Below are 24,219 nucleotides of genomic sequence, written 5' to 3'. Positions count from 1 at the left end.
CGAAGGGAGCCGGGTGGCCCGACTCCCCGCCCCGCAGGGCAGCGGCGACGTCGCCGCCCGTGTCCGTGCCCCGCCGGGGCGGCGACCCGCACCCCCTCGGCCGCGCTCCGTACGAGTGCACCGCGCACGAGGGCGAGGCACGCAAGGCCGGTCTCACCGACGAGGACCTCGATGAACGCCGCCCAGGTCTCACCGACGAGGGCCTCGACGAACGCCGCCCACGGGTCGTCGCGCACGCCCACGCGACGACCCGTGGGCGGCGTGTCCCGCAGACCCCCCTCGGCGCCCCGCGCGGAGACGCCGACGAGGCGGGACTCGTCCAACCGGGGGCGACCGTGGCGCCGTACAAGATGACGTCCCGGTTCCTGGGCGCCCTCGATGCCGAACTACCGGCGGGCGGCTAGGACTTACGGCCGTGCCGGCGCATGAAGCGGATCAGCAGCCGGTTCCACGCGTTAGGCTGCTCCCAGTGCGGGTTGTGCCCGGACTCGGCGACGACGTGCGTCTCCACGTCCCCGATGTGCCCGGCGTTGAGCCGCATCAGGGAGGGCGGGGAGTAGAGGTCGGCATCACCGGTGATGAGCTGCACGGGCAGGGAGAGGGTCTCCAGCGCCGCCCAGGTGAGGGTGCGGGCGAGCGACTGGGGGAACGCGTCGGCGGTCCGGGCCCGTTCGTGGATCTCCAGCCAGGCGGCGACGCCGTCCAGGTTCCCGCCCCGGTACGACGGCCCCAGCTCCTTGAACTCGACCGGCATGTCCCCGAACGGGTCCGGCTGGAGCGCCGCGGTCAGCGTCAGGTACTCCGCGTCCATCACGCCCATGACACTGCCCGAGACGGTGAGGCTCAGCAGCCGGTCGCCGTGGGTGAGCGCGTAGTCGAGGGAGACCGGGCCGCCCGCCGCCGAACCGCCCAGGTGGAAGCGGCCCAGGCCCAGGAAGTCGGCGAGGGCGTCGAGGTCGCCGGACGCGGTGTCGGCCGCCGCCCGCGTCCCCGCCACCGACCCGTAGGCGCCGCGCCGCGAGTAGGCGAGCACCCGGAAGCCCGCCCCGGCCAGCACCGGCTGCTGGTACGGCCAGCTCTCGCCGCTTCCGGAGCCCGGGTGCAGCAGGATCACCGGCTCACCGGAACCGCCGGTGTCCCAGCACCACAGGCTGCCGTCCCCGGCGACGGGCACCTGGTACTCGGTGACCGGGACCTGCGCGGGCACCGGCACCGGCTCCCACGGCGAGCGGCCGTGCGAGGCCGCCCGCGCCGTGCCCTGGGCGGCGGTGCCGGTCACGGCGAGCGCCGCCAGCGCGCCACCGACCACGGCCCGTCTGCTGACCTCCGCACGACGACCCGTGTCCGGGTTCCCGTGGATGCTGCGGTCCTGATGCATGGTGTCCTCCCGATGGTGATGGTCGGCCGACAGACAGCGCTGTCTGTCGACAGGTACGGGGAATCCCCCGTGGGGGCCGGAGCGGGATGCGCTAGTGTCGACACCGTTGAACCGGCTGTGAGCCGGTGGCAGGTGGGCAGGCAGGGAGAGTCGCCGATGACCGAGCAGGACACGCACCTCGTGCTGGAGCGCCTCCTGCGGCTGCGGGACCGGCGCGAGCCGCTCGTCGCGCAGATCGCCGAATGGGTCGGCGCCGGCATCATCGAGGGACGCCTCGAACCGGGCCAGGACCTCAACAGCGTCGACCTGTCACGGCGGTTCGACACCAGCCGTACGCCCGTCCGCGAGGCGCTGATGCTCCTCGAACAGGAAGGGCTGGTCGAGATGAAGGCCCGCCGCAGGCCCCGCGTCGCCGCGCCCTCCCTCCAGGACATCCGCGACATCTACCAGGTCAGGCGCCAGCTCCTGGCGATGCTCGCGGGCCTGCTCGTCGAGCGCGCCACCGACACCGAACTGGCCGAGCTGCGCGGCCGGGTCGAGCGGATGCGCAAGGTCGCCGACTCCGGTGACGTGGACGGCTACTTCTGGGCCCACGTCCAGCTCCAGGAACGCATGACCGAGATCGTCGGCAACGCGACCCTGAAGCAGATCCTGGACTCCCTGGCGCTGCGCACCCTGATGCTGCGCCATCTGAGCCTCACCCGCGCGGGCCGCCTCGCCTACAGCGTCGACGATCAGGAGCGGCTGCTCCAGGCCTGCGAGGAGCGGGACGGCGAGCTGGCGTCGGCGCTGATCGCGGGGGCGACCGTCCGGGCGCTGCGCGCGGTGGAGGAACAGCTGGAGCAGGACGCGGACCGGGGCGGGAAGCCGGCGCGCAGGCGCCGCGCCGACGCCTGACGCGCGTGGGCGAGCCCGTCACTTGGCGAGCACTCCGCCGTCGACGGGGAAGTTGCCGCCGGTCACCCACGCCGCCTCGTCCGAGACGAGATACACCGCGCACCACGCGATGTCCTCCGGCGTGCCGGTGCGGCCCAGCGGGATCCGCGCGAGCAGCGTCTCGCGGGCCGAGCCCTCGTGCGCCCCGGCCGACTCGGTCGCCGGTGTCCGGACCATCCCCGGCGCGATGGTGTTGGCGCGGATGCCCGACGGCCCGCCCTCCACGGCGAGTTGCCGGGTCATGCCGAGCACGGCCGCCTTGCCCGCGCAGTGCGCGACCATCCCGAAGGTGCCGCTGCCCCGGAACGCGTTGACCGACGCGAAGTTGACGATCGAGCCGCCTCCCGACGCCACCAGGTGCGGCCAGGCCGCCTGCACGGGGAGGAACACGACGTCGACCTCGCCGCGCATCGTCGGCGTCCACTGCCCGGCGAAGTCCATGTCGGCCGCGGTGGCCATGTGCGGGGCGATGGCGCCCGCCGTCACGAGCGCGTCGATCCGGCCGTACCGCTCGGCCGCCTCGTCGGCGAACCGCCGCGCGTCCTCGGGCACGGTCATGTCGAGCGGGGCGAGCACGTCGACGTCCAGCCCGCGATCGGCGGCGAGTTCGCGCGTCCGTTCGGCGGACGCCGGGTCGATGTCACATCCGACGACGGTCGCGCCCTGCTCGGCGAAGAGCAGCGCGCACCCCTGTCCGATGCCGGCGCCCGCGCCGGTGACGAGAGCGACCTTGCCAAAGAGCCTGCCGGTCACGAGGACCCCTTTCGGGAGACGGTCTCACGAGACCGCGGTACGGCTCGCCCTCCCTTCCTAGTGTCGACACTATGGCGAGGTCAAGGGTGTTGACGTTCGTCATTCTCGATAGTGTCGACAGTCGGGCGTTCTTCTTGACGTGTACTTGTCGCGGTGGCTTGATGGGAGCGCTCCCATACCCGCACCTTCCGATGCCTGAGTTCCTGGCGCCCATTCCCTGGAGTCGCAGTGAGGACAATCGCAAGGAGAACGAAGAAGAGCACCGCAGGAAGGACCCTGTTGGCCCGCGCGGCGGCGGTCCTCTCGCTGGTCGTCGCCGCCGCGCTGTTCCCGGCGGCGACGTCGGCCCAGGCGCGGGCCGACGACCCGCCCGCCGCCGAGGCCATCGGCCTGCACATCAGCGAAGGCCGCCTTCTCGAAGGCAACGGCAACGATTTCGTGATGCGCGGCGTGAACCACGCCCACACCTGGTACCCGAACGAGACGCAGTCGCTCGCCGACGTCAAGGCGCTCGGCGCCAACACCGTCCGGGTCGTCCTGGCCGACGGCCACCGCTGGACGGCCAACTCCGCGGCGGACGTTGCCAACGTTGTCGCGCAGTGCAAGGCGAACCGGCTCATCTGCGTCCTGGAGGTCCACGACACCACCGGCTACGGCGAGGACTCCGCGGCCGGCACCCTCGACCAGGCGGCCGACTACTGGATCGGCCTGAAGAGCGTCCTGGCGGGCGAAGAGAACTACATCATCATCAACATCGGCAACGAGCCCTGGGGCAACACCAGTCCCGAGGGATGGACGGCGCCCACCATCGCCGCGATCCAGAAGCTGCGCAACGCCGGCTTCGAGCACACGATCATGGTGGACGCGCCCAACTGGGGCCAGGACTGGCAGGGCGTCATGCGCGCCAACGCCCAGACCGTCTACGACGCCGACACCACCGGCAACCTGATCTTCTCCATCCACATGTACAGCGTCTTCGACACCGCCGCGGAGATCACCGACTACCTGAACGCCTTCGTCAACGCGGAACTCCCGCTCCTCATCGGTGAGTTCGGCGGACCCGCCGACCAGTGGGGCGACCCCGACGAGGACACGATGATGGCCACTGCCGAGCAGCTCGACCTCGGCTATCTCGCCTGGTCCTGGAGCGGGAACACCGACCCGATCCTCGATCTGGCCATCGGCTTCGACCCCGCGCAGCTCAGCACCTGGGGTCAGCGGATCTTCAACGGCGTGAACGGCATCGCCCAGACGTCGAAGGAGGCGACCGTCTTCGGCGGCGGCGGATCCGGCGACACCCAGGCACCCACCACGCCCGGCACCCCGAGCGCCTCCGCGGTGACGGCCACGACGGCGGCGCTCGCCTGGACGGCCTCGACGGACAACGTCGGTGTCACCGGCTACGACATCGTCCGCGTCAGCGGCGGCACCGAGACCAACGTCGCGGCCTCCACCACCAACTCGGTCACGGTGACCGGGCTTTCGGCCTCCACGGCGTACACCTTCGCCGTCTACGCCCGGGACGCGGCCGGGAACCGCTCCGCCCGCTCGGCCACCGTGAGCGTCACCACCAGCGCCGCTCCGGCCCTGAACTGCTCGGTCGCCTACCGCGTCGTCGGCGAGTGGCCGGGCGGCTTCCAGGGCGAGATCGTGATCGGCAACCGGGGCACGACGGCCATCAGCGGCTGGACACTGGGCTTCTCGTTCGCGAACGGCCAGACCGTCTCCAACATGTGGGGAGGCACCGCCAGTCAGAGCGGCGCGGCCGTCACCGTGATCCCCGCGTCCTACACCGCCACCGTGCCGGCCGCCGGTTCGGTGACCGTCGGCTTCATCGGCACCAAGGGCACCGCCAACGCCGTACCGAGCACCTTCACGCTCAACGGCAGCACCTGCGCGAACGGTTGAGCACGAGCCCGGCCGGCCGCCGGAGGCGTGGCGCCCCTGGCGACCGGCCGGACGGAGACACACCTGTCAGGGCGCGGACCCGACCGGGCTCACGGCCGTCAGCCGATGTGGGTGTTCCTGATGTGCGAGTAGAGCGTGGCGGGCGGTCCCTCGACGATGTCGTCGTCGACGTCCACCGTGACGATCCGCTGGCCCGGACCCGCGACGAACGCCCCCTTCACGGGACCGTCGCCCTCTCCGGAAGCGCCGTCCTCGCGCACCGTGCCGAGGACGGCGCCCGCGGTGTCGATCAGTACCTTGAGCCGGGTCATCTCACACGCTCCCGCCGCCGCGCCAGTTGAAGTTGACGGTCAGGGGACCCGCGTTGCGCACGGTCGCCCGGTAGGAGAGGTTGTTGTTGCCGTCGCGCACCTCTCCGATCTGCGTGGTGAAGAGCAGCCCGTTCGGGTTGAGCGGCTGTGCCTGGATGAGCTGCGGCCCGACGTCACCATTGCCACCCCAGGCGAACCACCACTCCTGGGTGGCTCCTGGGGCGATGGTGCCCCCGCCGAAGGTCCACGCCATGTTTCCTCCTTGGACAAAAGCGGTCCATTGTCGATGTCATCCCCCGAATGGGAGGAACGGCACGAAAAGCCTCACCGTCGTACCGCTGCCGTGCAAGAGGAACCCGCGACTCGCCGCTCAATACACGCTCGCCGCCCGGAAACAGAGCGCTTCTCCTACGCCGGGAGAAGCGCGGCGGGACGCCGTTCGTGGCGGGGTCTCCCTACGGCCCGTCGCACGTGAAGTGCGCGGGAGGGGTGCGGCGGGGGCAGGGGGTGGTGGCAGCGGCTCGGCGGCGCGCAGATCTGTCGTGGGCGGCGCATGCCGCACCGGCGAGGGGCGGACCGGCAGGGCCCGCCCCGTGCGCCGGGGACGATCAGCGACGGGATGTGACCGGAGACGGAGTCCGATCGGCGTCGGGAGGTGATCAGAGACGGAATGCGGTCAGTGGCGGGAGGATGTCAGAGGTCGAACTCGTGCGGCGGCAGGTCCAGCGCGAAACACGCCTCACGCACGACGGCCTGCTCCGTCTTGTCGAAGTCGCCGTCGGCGCCGCCGATCACGATGCCGATCTGGACGACCGCACGCGCCTCGGCGGGCTTCTTCTTCGCCTTGCCGATCTCCTGGAGCACGCTCACCTTGCCGAACGCGAAGTCGGTGGTCAGCTTGGCCAGGTTCTCGTCGAAGCGCCGCTGGAGGTCCATGGCGTCGAAGTTCTGCAGCACCTCGTTCGTGGCGATCAGCTGGGCCACGCGCTGCCGCTCGGACGGGTCCACGCTGCCGTCCGCGGCGGCCACCAGCGCGCACATGGCCATGCTGGCGTCGCGGAAGGCGCCGCTCTTGAGGTCGTTCTTCTTCGCCAAGAGCTGTGTCTGCATCGTCGACGCGGACTCCTTGAAGCGGTCCCACAGGGCCATGCGCACTCCAAACGGTGTATCGGGCCCGGCCCGCCCGTTCGACGGTCCGGTGCTCCGTAAGATCTACAGCAACGTAGAAACTAGCGGCCGGCCCGAGAAGTTCCGGGATCAGCCGGTCGCCCCCGACTGTTCACCCGACGGGGTCAGACCCGACGCGCGCAGCACCCGCTCGACCGTCGCGTCGAGCGTGCTGCACGCCGGGATCACGGTCTCGACGCCGCCGGGCAGAAGGTCCAGCGGGCTGTACCAGCGACGGAGTTGGTCGGCGGAGACCGCGTCGGCGATGGGTTTGGTGGCGTGCCGGGCCAGCGTCTCGTCGAACGGGACGTCCAGGTAGAAACAGTGGCTGCGGCCGGGGTGGTCGGCGAAGAGCCCGGCGAGCATGTCGCCGTAGCGCGAGGTGTGCAGGATGCCCTCCAGGACGGTGTGGAAGCCGTGGGACAGCGCGTGGCGCACGGTCAGGTCGATCAGGCCGATGTTCGCGCCGCCGGGGATGTCGCGCTCGTGCAGGACCTCGCGGCGCAGGACGTCCTGGCCGACGACGGCCATGCCCCGGCCGTAGCGGGCGCGCAGCCCGGCCGTGACCGAGCTCTTGCCGCTGGCGCTGTTGCCGCGCAGCACGATCAGACGGGTGGAGTGCGTCATGCTCGGGCCCCTGTCGGTGAGACGTGGAGTCTTGGTTGCTGAGATGCTGATTCTCTGAGCCGCTCAGAGAATCAGCCGCTCAGCCGCTCAGTCGATGAGGAGGCGCCGGGCCTCGGAGAGCGCCTGTTCCGCGTACGAGCGGCCGAAGAGGACCGCGTGGACCAGGAGCGGAAAGAGCTGGTGCAGGCCGACGCGGCGGTGGTGACCGGGGGCGAGCGGGGCGGTCTCGTCGTAGGCCGTCAGGATGTCGTCCAGGTGAGGGCAGCCGAAGAGGCGGAGCATGGCGAGGTCGGTCTCGCGGTGCCCGCCGTGGGCCGCGGGGTCGATCAGCCGGACGTCGCCGTCGGCGCCCCACAGGACGTTGCCGTTCCAGAGGTCCCCGTGCAGCCGGGCCGGGGGCTCGGCGGGACCGGCGAGCGCGGGCAGCCGCTCGCAGACCCGCTCGATCACGGCGGCCTCGCCGGACCGCAGCGTCCCGTCGTCGGCGGCACGGCGCAGATAGGGCAGCACCCGGTGTTCGGCGTACCAGGTGGGCCAGTCGCCGCCGGGTACGTTGCGCAGGGGAGCGAGCCCGATGTACGCGTCCGCCGTCCCGCCCGGCGGCGGCGTACCGAACGCCTCCGCCCCGGCCGAGTGCGTCCGGGCCAGCGCGCGGCCGAACCGCACCGCCGCGGCACGGCTCGGCCGCCCTTCCGGGACCCGTTCGGTGACCAGCCAGCGCCCCTCGCGGCCGAGGACGAGAGGGACCCGCACCGCACCGGGTCCGGCCGCGGCGAGCCAGTCCAGCCCCGCCGCCTCGGCGCGGGCCGCCGCCGGTTCACCGGCGTCCTTGACCACCACCGTCCCCCCGTCCAGGGCGACTTCGGTGACCGACCCCGTGAGGGGCCGCAGCCCCGTCACCGCACGCCCGGTCAACCGGGCCGCGACGGCCCCGGGTGCCTCGCCCGGCCCCGTCACCCGCACACCGCCGATCCCACGTCCACCACCACGACCCTCCGCCCGCTCACGTCACCCGAGTCCAGGAATACCCACGGGCCGCGATTCCGCATCCCGGCAACCCCGCATCCGAACGTTGGTACGATCCGACGCCGCCGGTCCCGGTGGCACGCACGACGTTCCGGGGGGAGCGACATGGAGTACTTCTTCTACTGCCGCGACAAGCAGGGCTCGATGCCGAAACGGCTCGAACTGGCGGAGGAACACTGGACGTTCATGGACGGCTACGCCGACCGCATGATCGCCCGCGGCCCTACGTTCACCCTGGACGACGACGACAACGTGACCGGCAGCCTGCACATCGTCGACCTGCCGGACGCCGAGACGGCCCACGCGTTCGCCTTCGAGGAGCCCAACCACCGGGCGGGAGTCTACGGCGAGGTGCTCATCCGCCGCTGGACCAACGTCCTCGGCCGCACGATGTGGGAGTACGCCCACGCACAGCCCGACCACCACCGCTTCCTGATCATCGCCCAGGGCCGCACGGACACACGGGCCGACGAGGCCCAGGCCCGCTACCTCGACACGTCCTACCGCGAACGCCTCATCGCCTACGGCCCGTTGCTCTCCGACGACGGCACCACCTGGCAGGGCACCGCCCTCCTCGTCGAACTCCCGGACCGCGCCACAGCCGAGACCCTCATCGCGAACGACCCCTACGCCAGGGACGGCCGCTACGAGACCGTCGAGATCCACGACTGGATGTTCGGAGGTCGGCGCTAGCGATCCACTCGGGGGACGCTCCGCGCCGACCCCCTGGACCGTACCCACCCCAGCAGCACCACCGAGCACAGCGCCGCGAGTGCGCACCAGGTGGAGACGAACTCCAGGCGCCACAGGGTCCAGGAGACCGTGGCGCCCGCCGCCATCAGCAGGCCCAGTACCAGCAGCCGTCGGTCGCCGGAGAGCAGCAGGGAGCCGACGGTTGCCAGCAGGTAGCCGGTGACGAGCAGCGAGGTGTGTGTCAGGCCGAGCGAGTAGCCGACCGTGTGGCCGCGGATCTCGGCCGTCACCGTGCGTGTGGCCAGGGCGTGGGCGAGCGCTGCGGCGGTGGCCGTTCCGATCGCCAGGAGGCCGAGCAGCCGGCGCCGGGCGCGGGGCGCGGCGGCGCACAGCACCGCCGCCGGTACGTACACGGCGAGCAGCGGGAACGCGATGACGGCCCACACGAGCGTCGCCGGGCCGCTGCCGCCCCCGTTGACCCAGACCCGGGCCTCCACCAGCTGGTGCGCGCCCAGCAGCAGGGGCAGCGCGGCGAGCGGGAGGTCACGGGGGTCGCGCACCCGCGCGACACAGACGGCACCGACGGCCGCGACACAGCTGCCCGCGACGAGATCGGCCGTAGCGCTCCAACACATCCGGCCACGCTACGGCGGGCCCGCGCGGGCGTGTGCAGGGCGCGCGGGGCGCACCCGAGCAGGTCGGTGGCGCCACCGTGACATGAACGGGACGCAGGGCGTGGACGGGCCGTCGTCCTGCCCGTCCACGCCCTGACGGCCCGGAGGCCGGTCAGCCCGCGATCGAGTCCAGCTGTTCCGCCGCGGGGCGCAGCGCCCAGAGGTCGCCACTGGGTGGGGTCTCCAGCAGCGGTACGGCCTCCCGGGCCCGGGCGTCCCCGGCGTCGGCCGCCGCGTGCACGACGTCCGTCGCCGCGAACCGGTGGAACTCCAGTTCGGGATGGGGCCAGGGTGCGGCGCCCGTCGCGGCGGGCAGCAGGTAGCCCACCGCCTTGAACAGGCTCTGCCCGTCCGGACCCCGGTACGCCCACAGGTCCACGCCCACCTGCCGGCCGATCGCCGCGAGCCGCGTGTAGGCCACCAGGTCGAACGTCGAGTAGTGCCAGCTCCGGGTCCGCGCCAGCTCCTGGGGCTGGCTGCCGTCGGCCGCGATCTGCGGCGCGATCCGCCTGGCGCGCGCCTCCAGCACGGTCCGGCGGGCGAGCGCCCGGTCGCCGGTCGCGTACGCGAGTCCGGCGAGCTGCATGTCGTAGAAGGTGCCGTGGTTGTTGGTGGCCGCAGCCTCCTGCCGGCCGAAGTCGCTGTTCCTCAGCCAGTCGAGGAAGTCGGTGTTCCACCGGCGCATGCCGGTGGCGTCCGCCGTGGTCCAGCCCGGGGCGCCCGTGTCGAGGAGGGCGATCGCGTCGAGGACGCTGGTGAACGACTGCGAGAAGTCGATGACGCCGATCGCCCGGCCGTCGTACTTGCAGGGGATGAACTGGGCGTGGTCCAGGTTCGGGTTCATCCGGGTCGCCGGGTCGAGGAACCAGGTCCGCAGCACCTGTCCGGCCTTGCGGGCGTAGCGCCGGTCGCCGGTGTAGTACCAGGCCAGGGAGAGGTCGTAGGCGGAGTCGAAGGTCTTCTCGACGTCCTGGCGGTCGGTGCCGCTGTCGACCTCGGGATTGCGCTGTCCGTCGCGCTGCACGTACGGGCAGCCCCACGGGTTGTCGGCCGTCGGGGCCGTGGTCGGCCACCAGTACGGGGCCTGGCTCAGGTAGTCGTGCACGTCTCCGCCCGGTGCGGGCCGCGGCTTGTCGACGACCGTCCACGGGCCCTGGTCCAGCCAGTTGTCCGCTCGTGCCGTCAACGTCCGGACGGCCTGGCGGAGTTGTGGATCGCCCTGGTGCAGCCGCAGCTTTGTCCGCTGAAGACGCGTCCCGTCGAGCACCGCCGTATGCGGTACGACGGGCCCCGCCTGCGCGACCGGGACCGCTGGGACGGCGAACGTGGCGAACGCGGAGAGCAGCACCCCGATCCGCACCCCGATCCGCACCCCGGCCCCTGACCCGGCCCTCATCGTCCGACCCCCAACTCCCGCTGCGCCTCGTACAGATTGCGTGGCCGCACCGCGTCCGGACGGCCGTACAGCTCCAGCCGCGCGTGCAGATCTCCCGTGAAGTCGGGTACGTCGATCTGGTCGAACTCGGTGACCTCGCTGATGGCGACGGTGGCCGAGTACGGCGCCAGCCCGTCGATCCTGACCAGTCCCGCCCGGCCGTTGGTCACCCGGATGTTCCAGTGGGCGAACCGCGCGCCGTAGAGCGGACCGGCGCTCGCGTCGCCGCCGTGGCGCCCGTTGTTCTCGATCGTGATGTCGGTGCGGACGTTGGCGAAGGGCAGCCCGCGATGGCTGTCGAAGGTGCCCGTCCGCATCACCCCGCGCGACCAGACGTTGTACGACGACAGCCCTTCGACGTTGATGCCGTGCAGTTGCGTGGTGGACGGCGCGGGCGTGGTGCGCGCCTCGATGGTGAAGTCCTCGACGAGGTTGTCGTGCGAGCCCTCGCGGCAGAAGTAGGGGTGGTGCGCCCCGCGTCCGGTCACCCGTGTCCGCCGCAGGGTGCACGCGGACGCGGCGACGAGTCCGAAGCCGTTGTCGACGTTGCGGACTGTCACGTCGTCCACCCAGCAGTCGTAGGCGCATTGCAGGGACACGCCGTTGAACCCCTTGTCCAGGAGATGCGGCTGCTGCGCGAGCTCCGGCACCTCCAGGGTCAGTCCCTCGACCCCGGAGCCCGTCAACGCCGCCACGTGGGTGGTCAGTTGAGGGTTCCACTCCGGGCGTACGTCGAGGGGGAGGGGGCGTTCGAGGGTGACGCGTCCGCCGTGGACCCTCGCGATACGGACGGGCCACTCGTGGGGGACGTACGACGTCAACTTCGTCTTGTCGTCCCAGACATACGCCTCCGTTCCCGGTCCGCCGCCGCACATGTGCTCCAGGAGGGTGTGCTCGGCGTCGTCGGTGAGCCGGAGCAGGACCAGGTCGCCGGGGCGCAGGCGCGACGGGTCGGTGACCGTGACGGTCCAGGAGCCCTGGAGCGCCGGTTCGACGGCGGTGAGGGGACGCCACTCGTCGCGGGCGTTGCCCGTCCAGCCCTCGAAGGGCCAGGCCTTCGCCCGGACGGCCGAGACGAGGGAGTCCCAACGCGCTTGGGGCGCCAGCCAGATGAGCCCACCGGCCCAGGACCAGGCCGACTTGTCGCCGCCGTACCGGGAGCCGTACACGCCGATCAGCTCCGTCAGGCTCTTCGTCGCCAGGAGGGTCGTACGGCCGCTCCCGGCGCCTTTGAGGACCACGTTGCAGTGGCCGACGCGGATGACGTCGTCGATCCGGAAGGTTCCTGCGGGTAGGGAGACCGTGCCACCGCCGGCCCTTCCGGCGGCGGCGATGGCACGGTTGATCGCGGGTGCGGAGTCCGTCGTGCCGTCGGCCACGGCGCCGAAGTCGCGCACATCGGCGACGACCGGCCGCCGCGGGAGCCGCACCGCTCCGCCGTGGCAACCCGCGCGGCCGACGAAGGGGATCTGCGGGTGGGTGAAGGGGGTGAGGCCGAACTCCGCCCACAGGGACGGGACCTGCCCGGTGGTGGCCGAGGCCCCGGCCGTTCCCGTGGCGGCGGCGGTCACCTCACTGGATCCGGCACCGGCCGCCACCGCGACGGCGCTCACGAGCAGTGCCCGTCTGGTCATGCCTGTGACTCCTGGCACCGCGCGGGTGTCCGTCGGCGCTTCTCGCATGCCCGTCCTCCCCCTCTGTATTCAGGAATGTGAACGACGTTCAGATTTGCGTCGAGCGGTGAGCATGCCACGCCGTCCCTGGGGGGAGAAGGGGTCGCGCGCGGTTTATTGGCATGGACCATTGAGGCGGCGCGCGGAACTCACGAGTCAGAGGTGTGAACCCCGGACCGCAGCGGGTTCTAAGCTTTGCCCACCACCGGAACCGCATTCCTGGAGACCCACCGTGCCCGACCCGACGACCGAGCCGCCCTACCCGGACGCCGTGCGGCCCGACCAGGCGCCCGCACCCCACCCCCTGCTCGGCCCGGTCCTCGCCCTGCTCGGCACCTGGCACGGCCGCGGCCACGGCGAATACCCCACCCTCGCCGAGGACTTCACCTACGCGCAGGTCGTCACGTTCAGCCACGACGGCCGGCCCTTCCTGCACTACGAGGCCCGGGCCTGGCTGCTGGACGCGGAGGGCGCGCCGCTGCGCCCGGCGGCCCGGGAGAGCGGCTGGTGGCGGCTGCGGCCCGAGGGCAGGGTGGAGGCGCTCATCACCCAGCCCACCGGGATCGCCGAACTCGCGGTCGGCCACGCCGCGGACGGCACCGTCGACCTCTCGACCGACCAGGTCGCGGTCACCCCCACCGCCAAGGACGTCGAGGCCACCCGCCGCCGCTACACCCTCACCGACGCCGACACGCTGACCTTCGCCCACGAACTCGCCGCCGTGGGACAGCCGTTGCAGCACCACCTGGCCGCCACCCTGCGACGCGTCCCCTAGGCGCCGGACGCGTTCCAGGCGCCTCGGCGGACCGGTGCGGCCCGGTCACAGACCCCGTACCGCCTCGCCCATCCGCGTCAGCGCCTCCCGCAGGATCGCCGGTGACGTGGCGAAGTTGAGCCGTACGTGACCCTCCCCGCCCGACCCGAAGACGTGCCCCGAGCTGAGGGCGACCCTGGCCTTGTCGAAGAACATCCGCGCGGGGCCGTCCAGATCGCTCACCACGCCCGGCTCACCGGGGCCCCGGTGCTCGTCGTGCAGCCCCAGAGCGGTGCAGTCGAGCCACGCCAGGTACGTGCCCTCGGGGCGATGACATCGGACACCGGGGAGGTGCAGCGCGGCCAGCTCGCCCAGCAGACGCCGGTTCCCGTCGAGGTCGAGGAGCAACTCGTCCAGCCAGGGCCCGCCTTCGCGGAAGGCCGCCGTGTGCGCGATGGCCCCGAGGTGGCTGAGCCCGTGCCCGACCTCTTCCGGCATCCGCCGCAACTCCCCGGCGGCCCCAGGGCCCGCGACGGCCAGCGCCGCCTTGACCCCCGCGAGGTTCCAGGCCTTGGACGCGGACACGAGCGCGAACGCGTCGTCCGCGCCCGGCACACTCAGGAACGGCGTGAACTCGGCCCCCGGCAGCACCAGCGGCGCGTGGATCTCGTCGGACACCACCCGCACCCCGTGCTCGCGCGCGAGCGCCGCCATGGCCTCCAACTCCCCACGCGTGTGCACCGTCCCGGTCGGGTTGTGCGGGTTGCACAGCAGGAACGCGGCACCGCGGCCCCCGCGCCGGGCCCGTACGAACGCGTCCTGCAACGCGCCCAGATCGACCCGGAGATCCGGCCCCAGACGCGCCTCGACGACCTCCCGGGCGTCATGGGTGACGAACGCGTAGAACGGCGGGTACACCGGGGAGCACACCACGACCGCGTCCCCGGGCGCGGTCACCAGCCGCAGCACCTCGACGACACCCAGCATCACGTCCGGCACCAGCGCCGTGCGCTCCACCCTCAGCCCGTCCCAGCCCCAGCGCTCCGCGGCGAACGCGGCCACCGCCTCGGCGTACGCGGTCCCGTGCGGGTACCCGGTGTCGCCGAGGCCGATCGCCGCGCGCAGGGCGTCGGCGACGGGTCCGGCCAACGGGACGTCCATCTCCGCGACCCACAGCGGCAGGACGTCCTCCGGATGCGTGCGCCACTTCATGCTGGTGCGCCGCCGCAACCGCTCCAGCGTCAGCCGGCCGAGCGGACCGGCGCGGTCGGAGTCGGGCCGTACGAACGGGACATCGGTCATGCTGCCCTCCCTGGAACGGACGCGGCGGACGCCCGCCGTGTCGACCATGCCGATACCCACCCGCCTCGGTCCACGATCACCCGGCCCGGCGCGCCTTTCCCGCCAGCACGCCCCACGCCGCGAGCGGCGCCAGCAGCAGTGTCAGCAGCCCGGACAGCACCAGAGCGGTGTGCACCGTCGTGAGCGCGATCAGCGGACCGCCCGCCAGCAGCCCGAGCGGCACCGCCACGTTCGACCCGGTCGCCCACAGCGTGACGACCGGCTGCTGCTCCTCAGGGCTCAGCCCCGACTGGAGGAAGCTGTACGCGACGGGCGTGAACGGCGCCCAGACCAGCCCCCCGAGAGCGAAGACGACCATCGCCGCCGCCTGGCCGTCCACCGCGGCCAGCGCGATCGGGCACAGCGCCCACAACGCGATGATCACGACCAGCAGCGGGCGTTGCGGCAGCCCGCGCAGCCGGTCGACCAGGGCCGCGCCCACGATCGTCCCGACGCCCAGCGCCGTCCACAGCAGCCCCAGCCCGGACGCCCCGCTGTGCAGGGTGTCCCGGACGTACAGCGGCAGCGCCACCTCGATCGGCATGTACAGGAAGAAGAAAAAGAACACGACGACGAGCAGCCGCCCCGCCATCGGCTGCCGGCGCATGATCCGCCACCCCGATTCGCCCCGCTCGGGCTCGGCGGCGGGCTGCGGCGCGCACCGCACCACCGCCGCGAGCAGGATCAACGCCCCGCACGCGTCGGCGAACAGCGCCCACCCGGCCCCCGCCGACGCCACGAGCAGCCCTCCGGCCACCGGCCCGGCGACGTACAGGGCGACGTTGGTGCCCAGCCCCAGCAGTCCGTTGACGGCGAACCGGTCCGCGTCCCCCACCATCGACGTGGCGAGCAGGCGCCGGCTGCCCGCGCCCGCGATCCGGCAGGTGCTGCCGAGGAGCAGCCCGCCGACCAGGACCGGCAGCGTGAGCCGGTCCGTCACGGCGAGCACCCCCAGCGCGGTCAGCGCGACCGCCCGCAGCAGACAGTCCACGAGCAGCAGCCGCCTCGGCGGCACCGACACCCGCCCCAGCCCGATGGCCAGGGCGAGCACCGTCGCCAGCAGGAACGGCGCCGCCTCCACCATCCCGATCGCGTACGCCGGGTCCACCGAGCCGTGCACGGCCAGCGTCTGCACGGGCATCGCCACGATCAGCATGCCCGTGCCCGCGTTCGCCAGCAGGTCGCCCAGCAGCAGCCCCGCCAGCAGCGGACGGCGCACCAGGACGTCACGGTAGGAGCGGTTCACCTCGGTGGTGCCGGACACGCCTGACCCCTTTCGCCGTGGTGCCGACCCGGTCACCGGGAGGTGCGCCGGGCCGGCGGACTCCGACCCGCTCACCTCGGGGTGAGCCGGACCAGCGGATACTGCCGGTCGGACCTGCTCTGGTACTTCGCGTAGCGCGGCTGGGCCTCGGTGACCCGCCGCCACGCCCGCTCCCGCTCGGCGCCGTCGAGGACCCGCGCCGCCACCGGTACGGCGGTCCGGCCGGGCAGTTCGACCGACGCCCGCTCCGGGCGCCCCAGCAGGTTGAGGTGCCAGTCCGGGTGCCGTGTCGTACCGCCCGACGCGACGACCAGCCAGGTGTCCTCCCCGCCCGCCGCGTCCTCGAACCACGCCACGGGCGTCTCGCGGGGCTCCCCGCTGCGGCGGCCCGCCGTGTGCAGGATCAGGACGTCCATCCCCATGAACGTGCCGCGCCCCCGCCGGATCCTACGGTTCGTCCGGGCGTTCATCCGGTGCTGCATCCACCGCGAGAACGATCCGTGCCGCTTGTCCTTGTCCGTCATGGCTGTCTCCGCTCGGTGCCGGTCGCTCTGTCGTCGTCCTCGAAGGCGGGCGGGTCAGCCCCACGCGCCGGCGATCTGCCGGGTCGTGGCGTTGAGCCGGTTGAACAGGTTCGTCAGGCCGATCATCAGCACGATCGCGGCGAGCTGCTTCTCGTCGAAGTAGGTGGCGGCGGTGTCCCACACCTCGTCGCTCACCGCGTCGGACCGGTCGGCGAGCCGTGTCGCGGACTCGGTCAGCGCCAGCGCCGCACGCTCCTCCTCGGAGAAGTACGGCGTCTCGCGCCAGGCGGCGACGGTCGCGAGGCGCTCCTCGCTCACCCCCGCCTTGCGGGCCGACTTGACGCCGCCGTCGACACAGGCGCTGCACCCGTTGATCTGACTGGCCCGCAGATGCACCAGCTCCAGGGTGTGCCCCTCGACGCCGCCCGACTGAACGGCCTTGATCAGGCCCTGGATCGCGCCCATGGCGTCGGGCAGGACGGCGGCGGGGCTCTGCATACGGGACTGCATCACGTTCACTCCTCCGGTTCGGTGCCCCGGTGTTCCCCGGGGCGTGACTCCATCTCAGCGCCGAGGGCTTGCCAGGACGACGGGCGTGGGACACCGTGGGACAGCCGAAACGGCCCTGAGCAGGCATGAGTCGGGGCGGACGGACAGTTCGGCGGTGGGACGACGGGGGAGAACGATGGCGGTGTCCGAGGCGACGGCACGGGACGAACTGGCCCTACGGCTGCGGCTGATCCAGGAACTGTCCGGGCTCGGCGTACGAGCCCTGGCCCGGGACACCGGGCTCAGCTCCTCCTCCCTCTCCCGCTATCTCAGCGGCCGGACCGCGCCGCCCTGGCCCGCGGTCGTCGCGCTGTGCCGGCTCGTGAAGCGGGACCCCCGCCCCCTGCGCCCGCTGTGGGAGCGCGCCTCCAACCCCCTTCCCGCGCCGCCGAGGACGAGCCGCCAGGTCCACCCGCCGATGCCGCCGGCCGACGCCCCGCGTCCGCCCCGCAACGAACTCCCGCGTGACGTGCCCGACTTCACCGGACGCGAGGACCAACTCGCCGCACTGCTCGACGCCGTGAGGAGCAGCCGTGTGGTCGCCGTCGACGGCATGGCGGGCGTCGGCAAGACCTGCCTCGCGGTGCACGCCGCGCACCGGCTCGCCGCCGACCACCCCGACGCCCAGCTCTACCTGGACCTGCACGGCTTCACCGACGGCCGTACCCCGCTCGACCACGACCGCGCCCTGCGCACCCTGCTCGCCGCGCTCGGCGTCCCCTCCGAGAAGGTCCCGCAGGACGGGGGAGTCGAGCAGCTCGCCGCCTGCTGGCGCGCCGAACTCGCCGCGGTACGGGCCGTCGTGGTGCTCGACAACGCCGCCGACGCCGACCAGGTCCGCCCGCTGCTGCCCGGTGCCGGTGACTCCGTCGCCGTCGTCACCAGCCGCAACCGGCTCCTCGGCCTCGACGACGTGCCCCCGGTCTCCCTGGACGTCCTCACCGAGGAGGAGAGCTCCCGGCTGCTCGCCGCCGCCAGCGGCGAGGGCGATGGCCCCGAAGGCCGGCTCGCCCGCGACCCGGACGCCACCGCGGAGGTGCTGCGCCGCTGCGGCCGGCTCCCGCTGGCCCTGCGGCTGGCCGCGGCCCGGCTACGGCACCGGCCGGGCTGGACCGTCGGCATCCTCGTGGAGCGGATGGCCGAGGGCGTCGGCGAGTTCGACACCGCGTTCGCCATGTCCGTACGGCAGTTGACCCACCCCCAGCGCCGGCTGTTCCGGCTGCTGGGCCTGCTTCCCGGAGCGACCTTCGACGAGTACGTCGTCGCCGCCCTGGCCGACGTCCCCCTGCGCGACGCCCGCGCCACACTGGAGGACCTCCTCGACGCCCACCTCGTCCAGCAGCACCTGTACGGCCGTTACCGGCTCCACGACCTCGTGCACCAGCACGCGCGCCGCGCCACCACCCAGCAGGACAGCGCGGCGGAACGCGACCGGGCGCTCGTCCGTGTCCTCGACTACTACGTGCACGCGGCGGCCTCCGCCGACGCCACGATGCCCTTCCTCGCCCTCAGCCGCGAGCCCGTCGCGGGACAACGCCCCGCCGCTCTGCCGCAGTTCGACGGCAAGTACGCGGCCATGGCGTGGTTCGGCACGGAGTACACCAACCTTCTGGCCGTCTTCGAGGCCGCCGACGCCGCCGGAGCCGACCGGCACGTGTGCGAACTGCCGCGCTTCATGCGGGCCTACTTCGCCCGCCGGTGCGGCACCACCCTGCTCAACACCCTCTTCGAACGGTCCCTGGCCGCCGCCCGCAGACTGGACGACCCGCTGCATCTCGCCGAGGCCCACAGCGACCTGGGTTTCGCCCGCCACAACGCCGGCCGCACGGCGGAGGCCGAAGCCGCCTACGACGCCGCCCAACCCCTGGTGATCCGCGCCCGGGACACCCTCGCGGAGGCCGAACTGACCATGCGTCGCGCCTACTTGCGCTGGGACCAGGGCCACGTCGAGGAACCCTTCGACCTCTTCCGGCTCGCCGCCAAGCTGTATGCCGACGCCGACTGCCCCACCGGCACCGCCCACGCGATCGCCTACGAGGCCTGGGCGACGCTCCAGCTCGGTCACCGCGAGGAGGCCGCCCGTCTCGCCCGGACCGCCCTGGACGTCCCGCACGCCGCCGACCCCGCGTGGGCGCCCGCGCTGACGGCCCGCATCACCCTCGGCGTCGCCCTCGCCGAGGAGGACCCGGACGAGGCGGTACGGCAGTTGCGCGAGGCCCTCGACCTGGCCCGCGAGGACGGACACAAGCACAACGAGGCCTGGTGCCTGAACTGCCTCGGCGTGGCCCTGCGGCAGATGGGCCGCCACGAGGAGGCCCTGGACAGCCACCGAGCCGCCTTCGCCCTGCTCGACCAGCTCTTCGAGGAACACTGGAAGATCCACTTCCTCAACGCCTACGGTGAGACGAGCCGGCTCGCCGGCCTGCCCGACGAGGCGCTGCGACTGCACCGGCGGGCCCTGGAACTCGCCCCCGCGCTCGGCCACCGGCACGCCGAGGCCCTGGCCCACGAGGGCATCGCGGCGGTCCTCGACGCGACCGACCCGACAGCCGCCGCGGAGCACCGCGCGGCAGCACAGGCGGCGCTGCCGGAAGCGTGAGGGTGCCTGGCTGGTGCCGTCGACCAGGGGCCGACGGCACCCCGCTCCCGACGACCGGGCCCGTCGACGACCTGGGACCGGCGGCGCGGAACCAATGCCGTGGGACGGGTGACGAGGCGGTACCGACGACCGGGGGCCGGGGACTGTGCGGCGTTGGCGACCGAAGACCGGTGGGGGCGCGGAACAGACGACTGCCGGGTACAGGCGACGACCTAGGACTGACGGCGGCCCGGAACCGGTTACTGGGGACCTCGGCGTCGCGGCACCGACGACGACGCGGAACCGACGACGACGCGGAACCGCTGAAAAGGGGGAACTGGCGACCGGGGACCGGCGACGTCCCGGGGCCAGCAGCGGCGCGGGACTGGCGACCGTGGACCTACGACTATGCGGCACCGACGACCAAGGACCGACGGCAACGCGCCACCGACGAAGACCAGGTACCGACGAAGACCAGGGACCATCGGCGAGTTGGGGACTGTCGCCCCGGGACCTGCGGCGACCCGGAACCGGCTACCGGGACCTGCGGCGACGCGACACCATCGACGATGGGGAACCGGTGACCCGAGACCGCCGAAGAGGGCGAACCGACGACCGGGACCGGCGGCGGCGCGGAGCCGGCGACAGGGGACCGACGACCGGGGGACCGACGGCAACGCGCCAACCACGACGACGCTGAACCGGCGCCCGGAATCGGCGCCCCGGGAGCAACGGCGCCCCGCACCCGATGATCCGCAACCGGTGGCGCCCCGGACCGATGTCCCGAACCCGTCGCCGCCCCGGAACCGACACCCCGGCTACTGTCCCGCTCATGCACACACCTGGAACACCCACCCGAGCCCGCGCACTCGGCCTGGGCGTCGGTGGCCTGCCCACCGGGCCGTACAACGCCCTCACCGACGTCCCCGGCGTCCGGGTGGGCCATACGACTCTCGTCGACCCGCCCCGTGTGCACAGCGGTGTCACCGCGATCGTCCCCGACGGGGTCGGCCCCGAAAGCCCGTTGCCCGCCGGGGTGTTCGTCGGCAACGGCTACGGCAAGCTCCTCGGCAGCACCCAGGTCGCCGAACTCGGCACGCTGGAGACCCCCGTCCTGCTCACCTCCACCCTGTCCGCGTTCCGCGCCGCCGACGCCCTGGTCGGCTGGCTCCTGGAGCGGCCCGAGACGGCGGGCGCGCGGAGCCTGAACCCGGTGGTGGGGGAGTGCAACGACGGCCTCCTGTCGGACATCCGCTCCCGTCCCGTCCGCGAGGAACACGTCCGCGCCGCCCTCACCGGGGCATCCGCAGGACCGGTCGCCGAGGGCTGTGTCGGCGGCGGCACCGGCCTGACCGCGCTCGGCTTCAAGGCGGGCATCGGCACCTCCTCGCGACGGCTCGCCCTCGCCGACGGCCCGGTCACCCTCGGCGTCCTCGTCCAGGCCAACTTCGGCGGCACCCTGCGTGTGGCGGGACGCACCGTCACCCCCGCCGACGTCGGCCTCCCGGACCCGAGGCCCGTCCCCGACGACGGCTCCTGCATGATCGTCGCCGCCACCGACGCCCCGCTCGACGCCCGCCAGCTCACCCGCCTCGCCCGCCGCGCCGTCTACGCCCTGGCCCGAAGCGGAGCCGCCTACGCCCACGGCAGCGGCGACTACGCCCTCGCCTTCGCCACCCGGCCCGCCGACCCCCGCGCCCTCCCCGACACCGCCCTCGATCCCCTCTTCGTCGCGGTCCTGGACGCCGTCGAGGAAGCCGTCCTCGACTCCCTCCTCACGGCCACCACCACGACGGGCCCGCACGGCGACACCCGGCACGCGCTCCCGGCGACGGAACTGCTCGCGCTGCTGGGCGGCTAGGGGGTGTGGTGAAAGTCCCGCACAGCACCCGCGGCGCCCGGCACACCGAGGCCACGCACCGAACACCGCGGGCACCGCACAGGACTTTCGCCACACCCTCTGGGTCGTGTCCGCGAAGTCCCGCCTGCCCCGCCGCCCTCAGGGCGGACGACGGGACTTCGCGGACGCGACCTGGGCCGTCACGGGGCAGCCGGGCCGTGTCGATCTTTCCGGGTTCCCGGCCGCGGCCCGTAGGGTCGCCGGTATGACCGACCCTTCTCCGCGCTCCGTCACCGTCGAGCGCACCAGCACCGGCCACTTCACCGCGACGAACGCCCGGGGCGGCACGATCGACTTCGGGACGGCGTCCGACGGGGAGACCGCCTTCACCCCGGTCGAGTTGCTGCTCGCGGCCCTCGGCGGCTGCTCGGCCGTCGACGTCGACATCGCGACCAGCCGCCACGCGGAACCCGACACCTTCACCGTCACCGTGACCGGCAACAAGGTCGCCGACGACCTCGGCAACCGGCTCACCGACCTCGCGGTCACCTTCTCCGTCGCCTTCCCCGAGGGCGACGGTGCCGAGCGCGCCCGGGCGATCCTCCCGCGCGCCGTGAAGACCTCCCACGACCGGCTGTGCACGGTCAGCCGCACCGTCGAGATCGGCACCCCGGTGACCACCGCGGTCGAGGGCCTCTGAGCCCTCCGTTATTCCGTTGCGGTCCTCCTCCCGGCCCTCCTAGCGTGAACCCTTGTCCGCGGCTGGCGGCCAGGGGATCGGAGATGCCGGGCACATGACTTCCCACCTGCACGCGCTCAGTTTCGACGCGAACGACCCGGACCGGCTCGCCCGGTTCTGGGCGGGCTTCCTGGGCTGGGAGACGACCGAGGACCGCTACGGGGGCATCGCCCTGCTGCCGGACGACGACACCGGCTTCCGGCTCCGGTTCGCCGCGAGCCGGGAGCCGAAGTCCGGCCCGAACCAGATGCACTTCGACCTGACGAGCACCTCCGCCGACGACCAACAGGACGTCGTGGCGCGGGCCCTCGGACTCGGCGCCCGCCACATCGACGTCGGCCAGCTCCCCGAGGAGGGCCATGTCGTCCTCGCCGACCCCGAGGGCAACGAGTTCTGTGTGATCGAACCCGGCAACACGTTCCTCGCCGACTGCGGATTCATCGGCGCCCTCGCCAGTGACGGCTCCCAGGCGGTCGGCTACTTCTGGAACCGGGCGCTGGACTGGCCCCTGGTGTGGGACCAGGACGAGGAGACGGCGATCCGCTCACCCCTCGGCGGCCCGAAGGTCACCTGGGGCGGTCCGCCGGTCGCGCCCAAGACCGGAAAGAACCGGCTCCACTTCGATCTCGCCCCACCCGCGGGCGGCGACCAGCGGGCCGAGGTGGAGCGCCTGGTCTCCCTCGGCGCCACCCGCCTCGACATCGGGCAGGGCGAGGCCGGCCCGGTGGTCCTGGCCGACCCCGACGGCAACGAGTTCTGCGTCCTGCCCCCTCAATGAGCGCGGGAGGCGGCAGGGTCGAGCCGGTGGCCGAGCGGCCCACCGGCTCCCCTGCGCCCGGTCACTGAGCCGCCGGCCTACTCGGAATCCCGCTCGGGCATCGGCGAGTAGCGCGTGGGCCCCGGTGTGCGGCCGTCCGGCGGATAGTCGCAGTCGAGGCTGGAGACCTCGTAGTCGTCCCCCTCGCTCTGCTCCTGGTCGACGACCACCGCCGCGGTGCACACCCGGCCGTGCTCGTCCGTGAACGTGACGATCTCGCTGTAGTCCGTGGGCTGGCTGCACCCCGCGAGCAGCAACGCGGCCACCACGGCACCCATCGCCACGCCCAGTCTCCACAAGCGCTTCATCCTCGGTCCTCCCCCAACTCGGCGTCCCTCCAATCAAGTTAGCCGTGAGGACGGGACCTGGCAGCGGGATCGCCGGTGCCCGCCCCTACCGGAACGCCGGTCTCCGGTGTCAACTTCCGCACTGGTAGGGGCACTTAGCGCACTCCGGATGATCCTTCAGTGACCTTCTCCGGTCGTCCTCCGTCAGTCCCAGAGAGTCGCTCCGGACGTGTGAGCGGCATGCGTACGGTCCGTGGACCGAGGCGGGTCGGGAGCGCCGGCCCGCCGTCGTCGAAGACACGCAAAGGGAGGCCGCTGTGGCGAGTGTGGAAGTGTCGCTGAAGGAGATGATGGCCGGAGTCGAAGGGGCGTTGGGGGCCGCGGTCGTCGACTACACCAGCGGAATGGCGCTGGGCACCCTGGGCGGGGGCAAGGACCTGGACCTGACCGTCGCCGCGGCCGGGAACACGGACGTCATCCGGGCCAAGGTCCGCACGATGGACCAGCTCGGACTCAAGGGTCAGATCGAGGACATCCTGATCACGCTGGACGCGCAGTACCACCTGATCCGCCTGGTCAGTGGCCGTTCCGGCAACGGCCTGTTCCTCTACCTCGTCCTCGACAAGGTCCGTTCGAACCTGGCGATGGCCCGCCTCCAGCTCAAGCGGGTGGAGGAGGTGATCGACATCTAGCGCGTCCGCCACGTCCCGGGCCACGGCTGCCCATGATGTGAAGACTTCTTCAAGTCACCACATCAGCATGCGGCCAATGTGCGGTCGCGGCGGGCCCGGGGCGTGAAGGATCGGCATCCGAGGGCGGCCCGTGGTGGGGGGGGGGGGGGGGGGCCCCCCCCCCCCCCCCCCCCCCGCCCCCCCCCCCGCGCCCCCGCGGGGCGCGGCGGGGGGGGGCGCCCCCCCCCCAGAGAAGGCGGGCTGGTTGGCAGAG

Annotated in this window: 25 protein-coding genes; 10 read left to right on the top strand and 15 right to left on the bottom strand. The window is 72.7% G+C overall.

Translation table 11 applies throughout. The features are described 5' to 3' along the window. Positions 1 to 59 precede the first annotated feature (59 nt). Positions 60 to 404 carry a hypothetical protein gene (locus ACIPSE_RS29345; RefSeq protein WP_401668112.1) on the top strand — a complete coding sequence of 115 codons (345 nt, stop codon included), beginning with the start codon at positions 60 to 62 and terminating at the stop codon, positions 402 to 404. On the opposite strand, the gene ACIPSE_RS29340 is transcribed toward ACIPSE_RS29345, so the two are convergent. Then, on the bottom strand, positions 401 to 1,378 hold the full coding sequence (locus ACIPSE_RS29340) for an alpha/beta fold hydrolase (protein ID WP_401668110.1): 978 nt from the start codon (positions 1,376 to 1,378) through the stop codon (positions 401 to 403). The two genes, ACIPSE_RS29345 and ACIPSE_RS29340, sit on opposite strands and share 4 nt — an antisense overlap. A gap of 156 nt (positions 1,379 to 1,534) precedes the next feature. Here ACIPSE_RS29340 and ACIPSE_RS29335 point away from each other — a divergent pair, with 156 nt between their 5' ends. Then, the gene (locus ACIPSE_RS29335; RefSeq protein ID WP_401668107.1) at positions 1,535 to 2,275 is read left to right on the top strand and encodes a GntR family transcriptional regulator; all 741 of its coding nucleotides are present in this window, start codon (positions 1,535 to 1,537) and stop codon (positions 2,273 to 2,275) included. An 18-nt stretch (positions 2,276 to 2,293) separates the two neighbouring features. Here ACIPSE_RS29335 and ACIPSE_RS29330 read toward each other — a convergent pair whose 3' ends face one another. Continuing rightward, positions 2,294 to 3,067 (bottom strand): SDR family NAD(P)-dependent oxidoreductase, encoded by a 774-nt coding sequence (locus tag ACIPSE_RS29330; protein WP_401668104.1) that lies wholly within the window; start codon positions 3,065 to 3,067, stop codon positions 2,294 to 2,296. Positions 3,068 to 3,343: 276 nt separating this feature from the next. Between ACIPSE_RS29330 and ACIPSE_RS29325 the strand changes: the two genes are divergently transcribed. After that, entirely contained in the window at positions 3,344 to 4,975 is a 1,632-nt protein-coding gene (locus ACIPSE_RS29325) for a cellulase family glycosylhydrolase (RefSeq protein ID WP_401668299.1), read from the top strand. A 98-nt stretch (positions 4,976 to 5,073) separates the two neighbouring features. Here the strand turns inward: ACIPSE_RS29325 and ACIPSE_RS29320 are convergent, their stop codons facing one another. The 5 genes from ACIPSE_RS29320 to ACIPSE_RS29300 form a co-directional block, all read right to left on the bottom strand. Then, complete coding sequence (locus ACIPSE_RS29320) at positions 5,074 to 5,286, bottom strand: hypothetical protein (RefSeq protein WP_401668102.1); 213 nt, start codon at positions 5,284 to 5,286, stop codon at positions 5,074 to 5,076. Position 5,287: 1 nt separating this feature from the next. Continuing rightward, positions 5,288 to 5,539: a hypothetical protein gene (locus tag ACIPSE_RS29315; protein ID WP_401668100.1), complete on the bottom strand. Its 252-nt coding sequence runs from the start codon at positions 5,537 to 5,539 to the stop codon at positions 5,288 to 5,290. Positions 5,540 to 5,979: 440 nt separating this feature from the next. After that, the gene (locus tag ACIPSE_RS29310) at positions 5,980 to 6,435 is read right to left on the bottom strand and encodes a tellurite resistance TerB family protein (RefSeq protein WP_401668098.1); all 456 of its coding nucleotides are present in this window, start codon (positions 6,433 to 6,435) and stop codon (positions 5,980 to 5,982) included. Between the two features lie 108 nt (positions 6,436 to 6,543). Beyond that, positions 6,544 to 7,080, bottom strand: a complete 537-nt coding sequence (locus tag ACIPSE_RS29305; protein WP_401668096.1) for an AAA family ATPase — start codon at positions 7,078 to 7,080, stop codon at positions 6,544 to 6,546. 87 nt (positions 7,081 to 7,167) lie between these two features. Continuing rightward, on the bottom strand, positions 7,168 to 8,037 hold the full coding sequence (locus ACIPSE_RS29300) for a fructosamine kinase family protein (RefSeq protein WP_401668094.1): 870 nt from the start codon (positions 8,035 to 8,037) through the stop codon (positions 7,168 to 7,170). Positions 8,038 to 8,211: 174 nt separating this feature from the next. Here ACIPSE_RS29300 and ACIPSE_RS29295 point away from each other — a divergent pair, with 174 nt between their 5' ends. Further along, on the top strand, positions 8,212 to 8,799 hold the full coding sequence (locus ACIPSE_RS29295) for a YciI family protein (protein ID WP_401668091.1): 588 nt from the start codon (positions 8,212 to 8,214) through the stop codon (positions 8,797 to 8,799). Here ACIPSE_RS29295 and ACIPSE_RS29290 read toward each other — a convergent pair. The 3 genes from ACIPSE_RS29290 to ACIPSE_RS29280 all read right to left on the bottom strand — a co-directional run bounded on the left by ACIPSE_RS29290 (position 8,796) and on the right by ACIPSE_RS29280 (position 12,542). After that, on the bottom strand, positions 8,796 to 9,434 hold the full coding sequence (locus ACIPSE_RS29290; protein WP_401668088.1) for a DUF6629 family protein: 639 nt from the start codon (positions 9,432 to 9,434) through the stop codon (positions 8,796 to 8,798). The genes ACIPSE_RS29295 and ACIPSE_RS29290 overlap by 4 nt on opposite strands. Before the next feature lie 151 nt (positions 9,435 to 9,585). Further along, positions 9,586 to 10,869, bottom strand: a complete 1,284-nt coding sequence (locus ACIPSE_RS29285; protein WP_401668085.1) for an alginate lyase family protein — start codon at positions 10,867 to 10,869, stop codon at positions 9,586 to 9,588. Further along, a complete protein-coding gene (locus tag ACIPSE_RS29280) occupies positions 10,866 to 12,542 on the bottom strand; it encodes a glycosyl hydrolase family 28-related protein (protein WP_401668083.1) in 1,677 nt (558 codons plus the stop codon). The genes ACIPSE_RS29285 and ACIPSE_RS29280 overlap by 4 nt, the downstream gene beginning before the upstream one ends. Before the next feature lie 271 nt (positions 12,543 to 12,813). On the opposite strand from ACIPSE_RS29280, the gene ACIPSE_RS29275 reads away from it, so the two are divergent. Further along, the gene (locus ACIPSE_RS29275; protein WP_401668080.1) at positions 12,814 to 13,356 is read left to right on the top strand and encodes an FABP family protein; all 543 of its coding nucleotides are present in this window, start codon (positions 12,814 to 12,816) and stop codon (positions 13,354 to 13,356) included. A gap of 45 nt (positions 13,357 to 13,401) precedes the next feature. Here ACIPSE_RS29275 and ACIPSE_RS29270 read toward each other — a convergent pair whose 3' ends face one another. The 4 genes from ACIPSE_RS29270 to ACIPSE_RS29255 all read right to left on the bottom strand — a co-directional run bounded on the left by ACIPSE_RS29270 (position 13,402) and on the right by ACIPSE_RS29255 (position 16,974). Then, entirely contained in the window at positions 13,402 to 14,637 is a 1,236-nt protein-coding gene (locus ACIPSE_RS29270; protein WP_401668077.1) for a MalY/PatB family protein, read from the bottom strand. Positions 14,638 to 14,713: 76 nt separating this feature from the next. Beyond that, positions 14,714 to 15,940, bottom strand: a complete 1,227-nt coding sequence (locus ACIPSE_RS29265; protein ID WP_401668075.1) for an MFS transporter — start codon at positions 15,938 to 15,940, stop codon at positions 14,714 to 14,716. A 71-nt stretch (positions 15,941 to 16,011) separates the two neighbouring features. Continuing rightward, positions 16,012 to 16,464, bottom strand: coding sequence for a nitroreductase family deazaflavin-dependent oxidoreductase (locus ACIPSE_RS29260; protein ID WP_401668073.1), 453 nt, complete (start codon positions 16,462 to 16,464; stop codon positions 16,012 to 16,014). A gap of 54 nt (positions 16,465 to 16,518) precedes the next feature. After that, positions 16,519 to 16,974, bottom strand: a complete 456-nt coding sequence (locus tag ACIPSE_RS29255; RefSeq protein ID WP_401668070.1) for a carboxymuconolactone decarboxylase family protein — start codon at positions 16,972 to 16,974, stop codon at positions 16,519 to 16,521. A gap of 175 nt (positions 16,975 to 17,149) precedes the next feature. Here ACIPSE_RS29255 and ACIPSE_RS29250 point away from each other — a divergent pair, with 175 nt between their 5' ends. The 4 genes from ACIPSE_RS29250 (at position 17,150) to ACIPSE_RS29235 (ending at position 22,948) form a co-directional block, all read left to right on the top strand. Further along, the gene (locus ACIPSE_RS29250; RefSeq protein WP_401668067.1) at positions 17,150 to 19,612 is read left to right on the top strand and encodes a tetratricopeptide repeat protein; all 2,463 of its coding nucleotides are present in this window, start codon (positions 17,150 to 17,152) and stop codon (positions 19,610 to 19,612) included. 811 nt (positions 19,613 to 20,423) lie between these two features. Next, the gene (locus ACIPSE_RS29245; protein ID WP_401668065.1) at positions 20,424 to 21,452 is read left to right on the top strand and encodes a P1 family peptidase; all 1,029 of its coding nucleotides are present in this window, start codon (positions 20,424 to 20,426) and stop codon (positions 21,450 to 21,452) included. A 244-nt stretch (positions 21,453 to 21,696) separates the two neighbouring features. Next, positions 21,697 to 22,131 carry an OsmC family protein gene (locus ACIPSE_RS29240; protein WP_401668063.1) on the top strand — a complete coding sequence of 145 codons (435 nt, stop codon included), beginning with the start codon at positions 21,697 to 21,699 and terminating at the stop codon, positions 22,129 to 22,131. Positions 22,132 to 22,225: 94 nt separating this feature from the next. After that, a complete protein-coding gene (locus tag ACIPSE_RS29235) occupies positions 22,226 to 22,948 on the top strand; it encodes a VOC family protein (protein ID WP_401668060.1) in 723 nt (240 codons plus the stop codon). Between the two features lie 77 nt (positions 22,949 to 23,025). Here the strand turns inward: ACIPSE_RS29235 and ACIPSE_RS29230 are convergent, their stop codons facing one another. Beyond that, the gene (locus ACIPSE_RS29230) at positions 23,026 to 23,295 is read right to left on the bottom strand and encodes a hypothetical protein (RefSeq protein ID WP_401668057.1); all 270 of its coding nucleotides are present in this window, start codon (positions 23,293 to 23,295) and stop codon (positions 23,026 to 23,028) included. A gap of 296 nt (positions 23,296 to 23,591) precedes the next feature. On the opposite strand from ACIPSE_RS29230, the gene ACIPSE_RS29225 reads away from it, so the two are divergent. After that, positions 23,592 to 23,966 carry a hypothetical protein gene (locus ACIPSE_RS29225; protein WP_401668055.1) on the top strand — a complete coding sequence of 125 codons (375 nt, stop codon included), beginning with the start codon at positions 23,592 to 23,594 and terminating at the stop codon, positions 23,964 to 23,966. The last annotated feature ends 253 nt before the right edge of the window (positions 23,967 to 24,219 follow it).

The organism is Streptomyces sp. NPDC090106, from assembly GCF_044747265.1.
Taxonomy (GTDB): Bacteria; Actinomycetota; Actinomycetes; order Streptomycetales; family Streptomycetaceae; genus Streptomyces.
The sequence above is the reverse complement of the archived record's forward strand: the minus strand, read 5'-3'. Positions and strand labels throughout refer to the sequence as shown.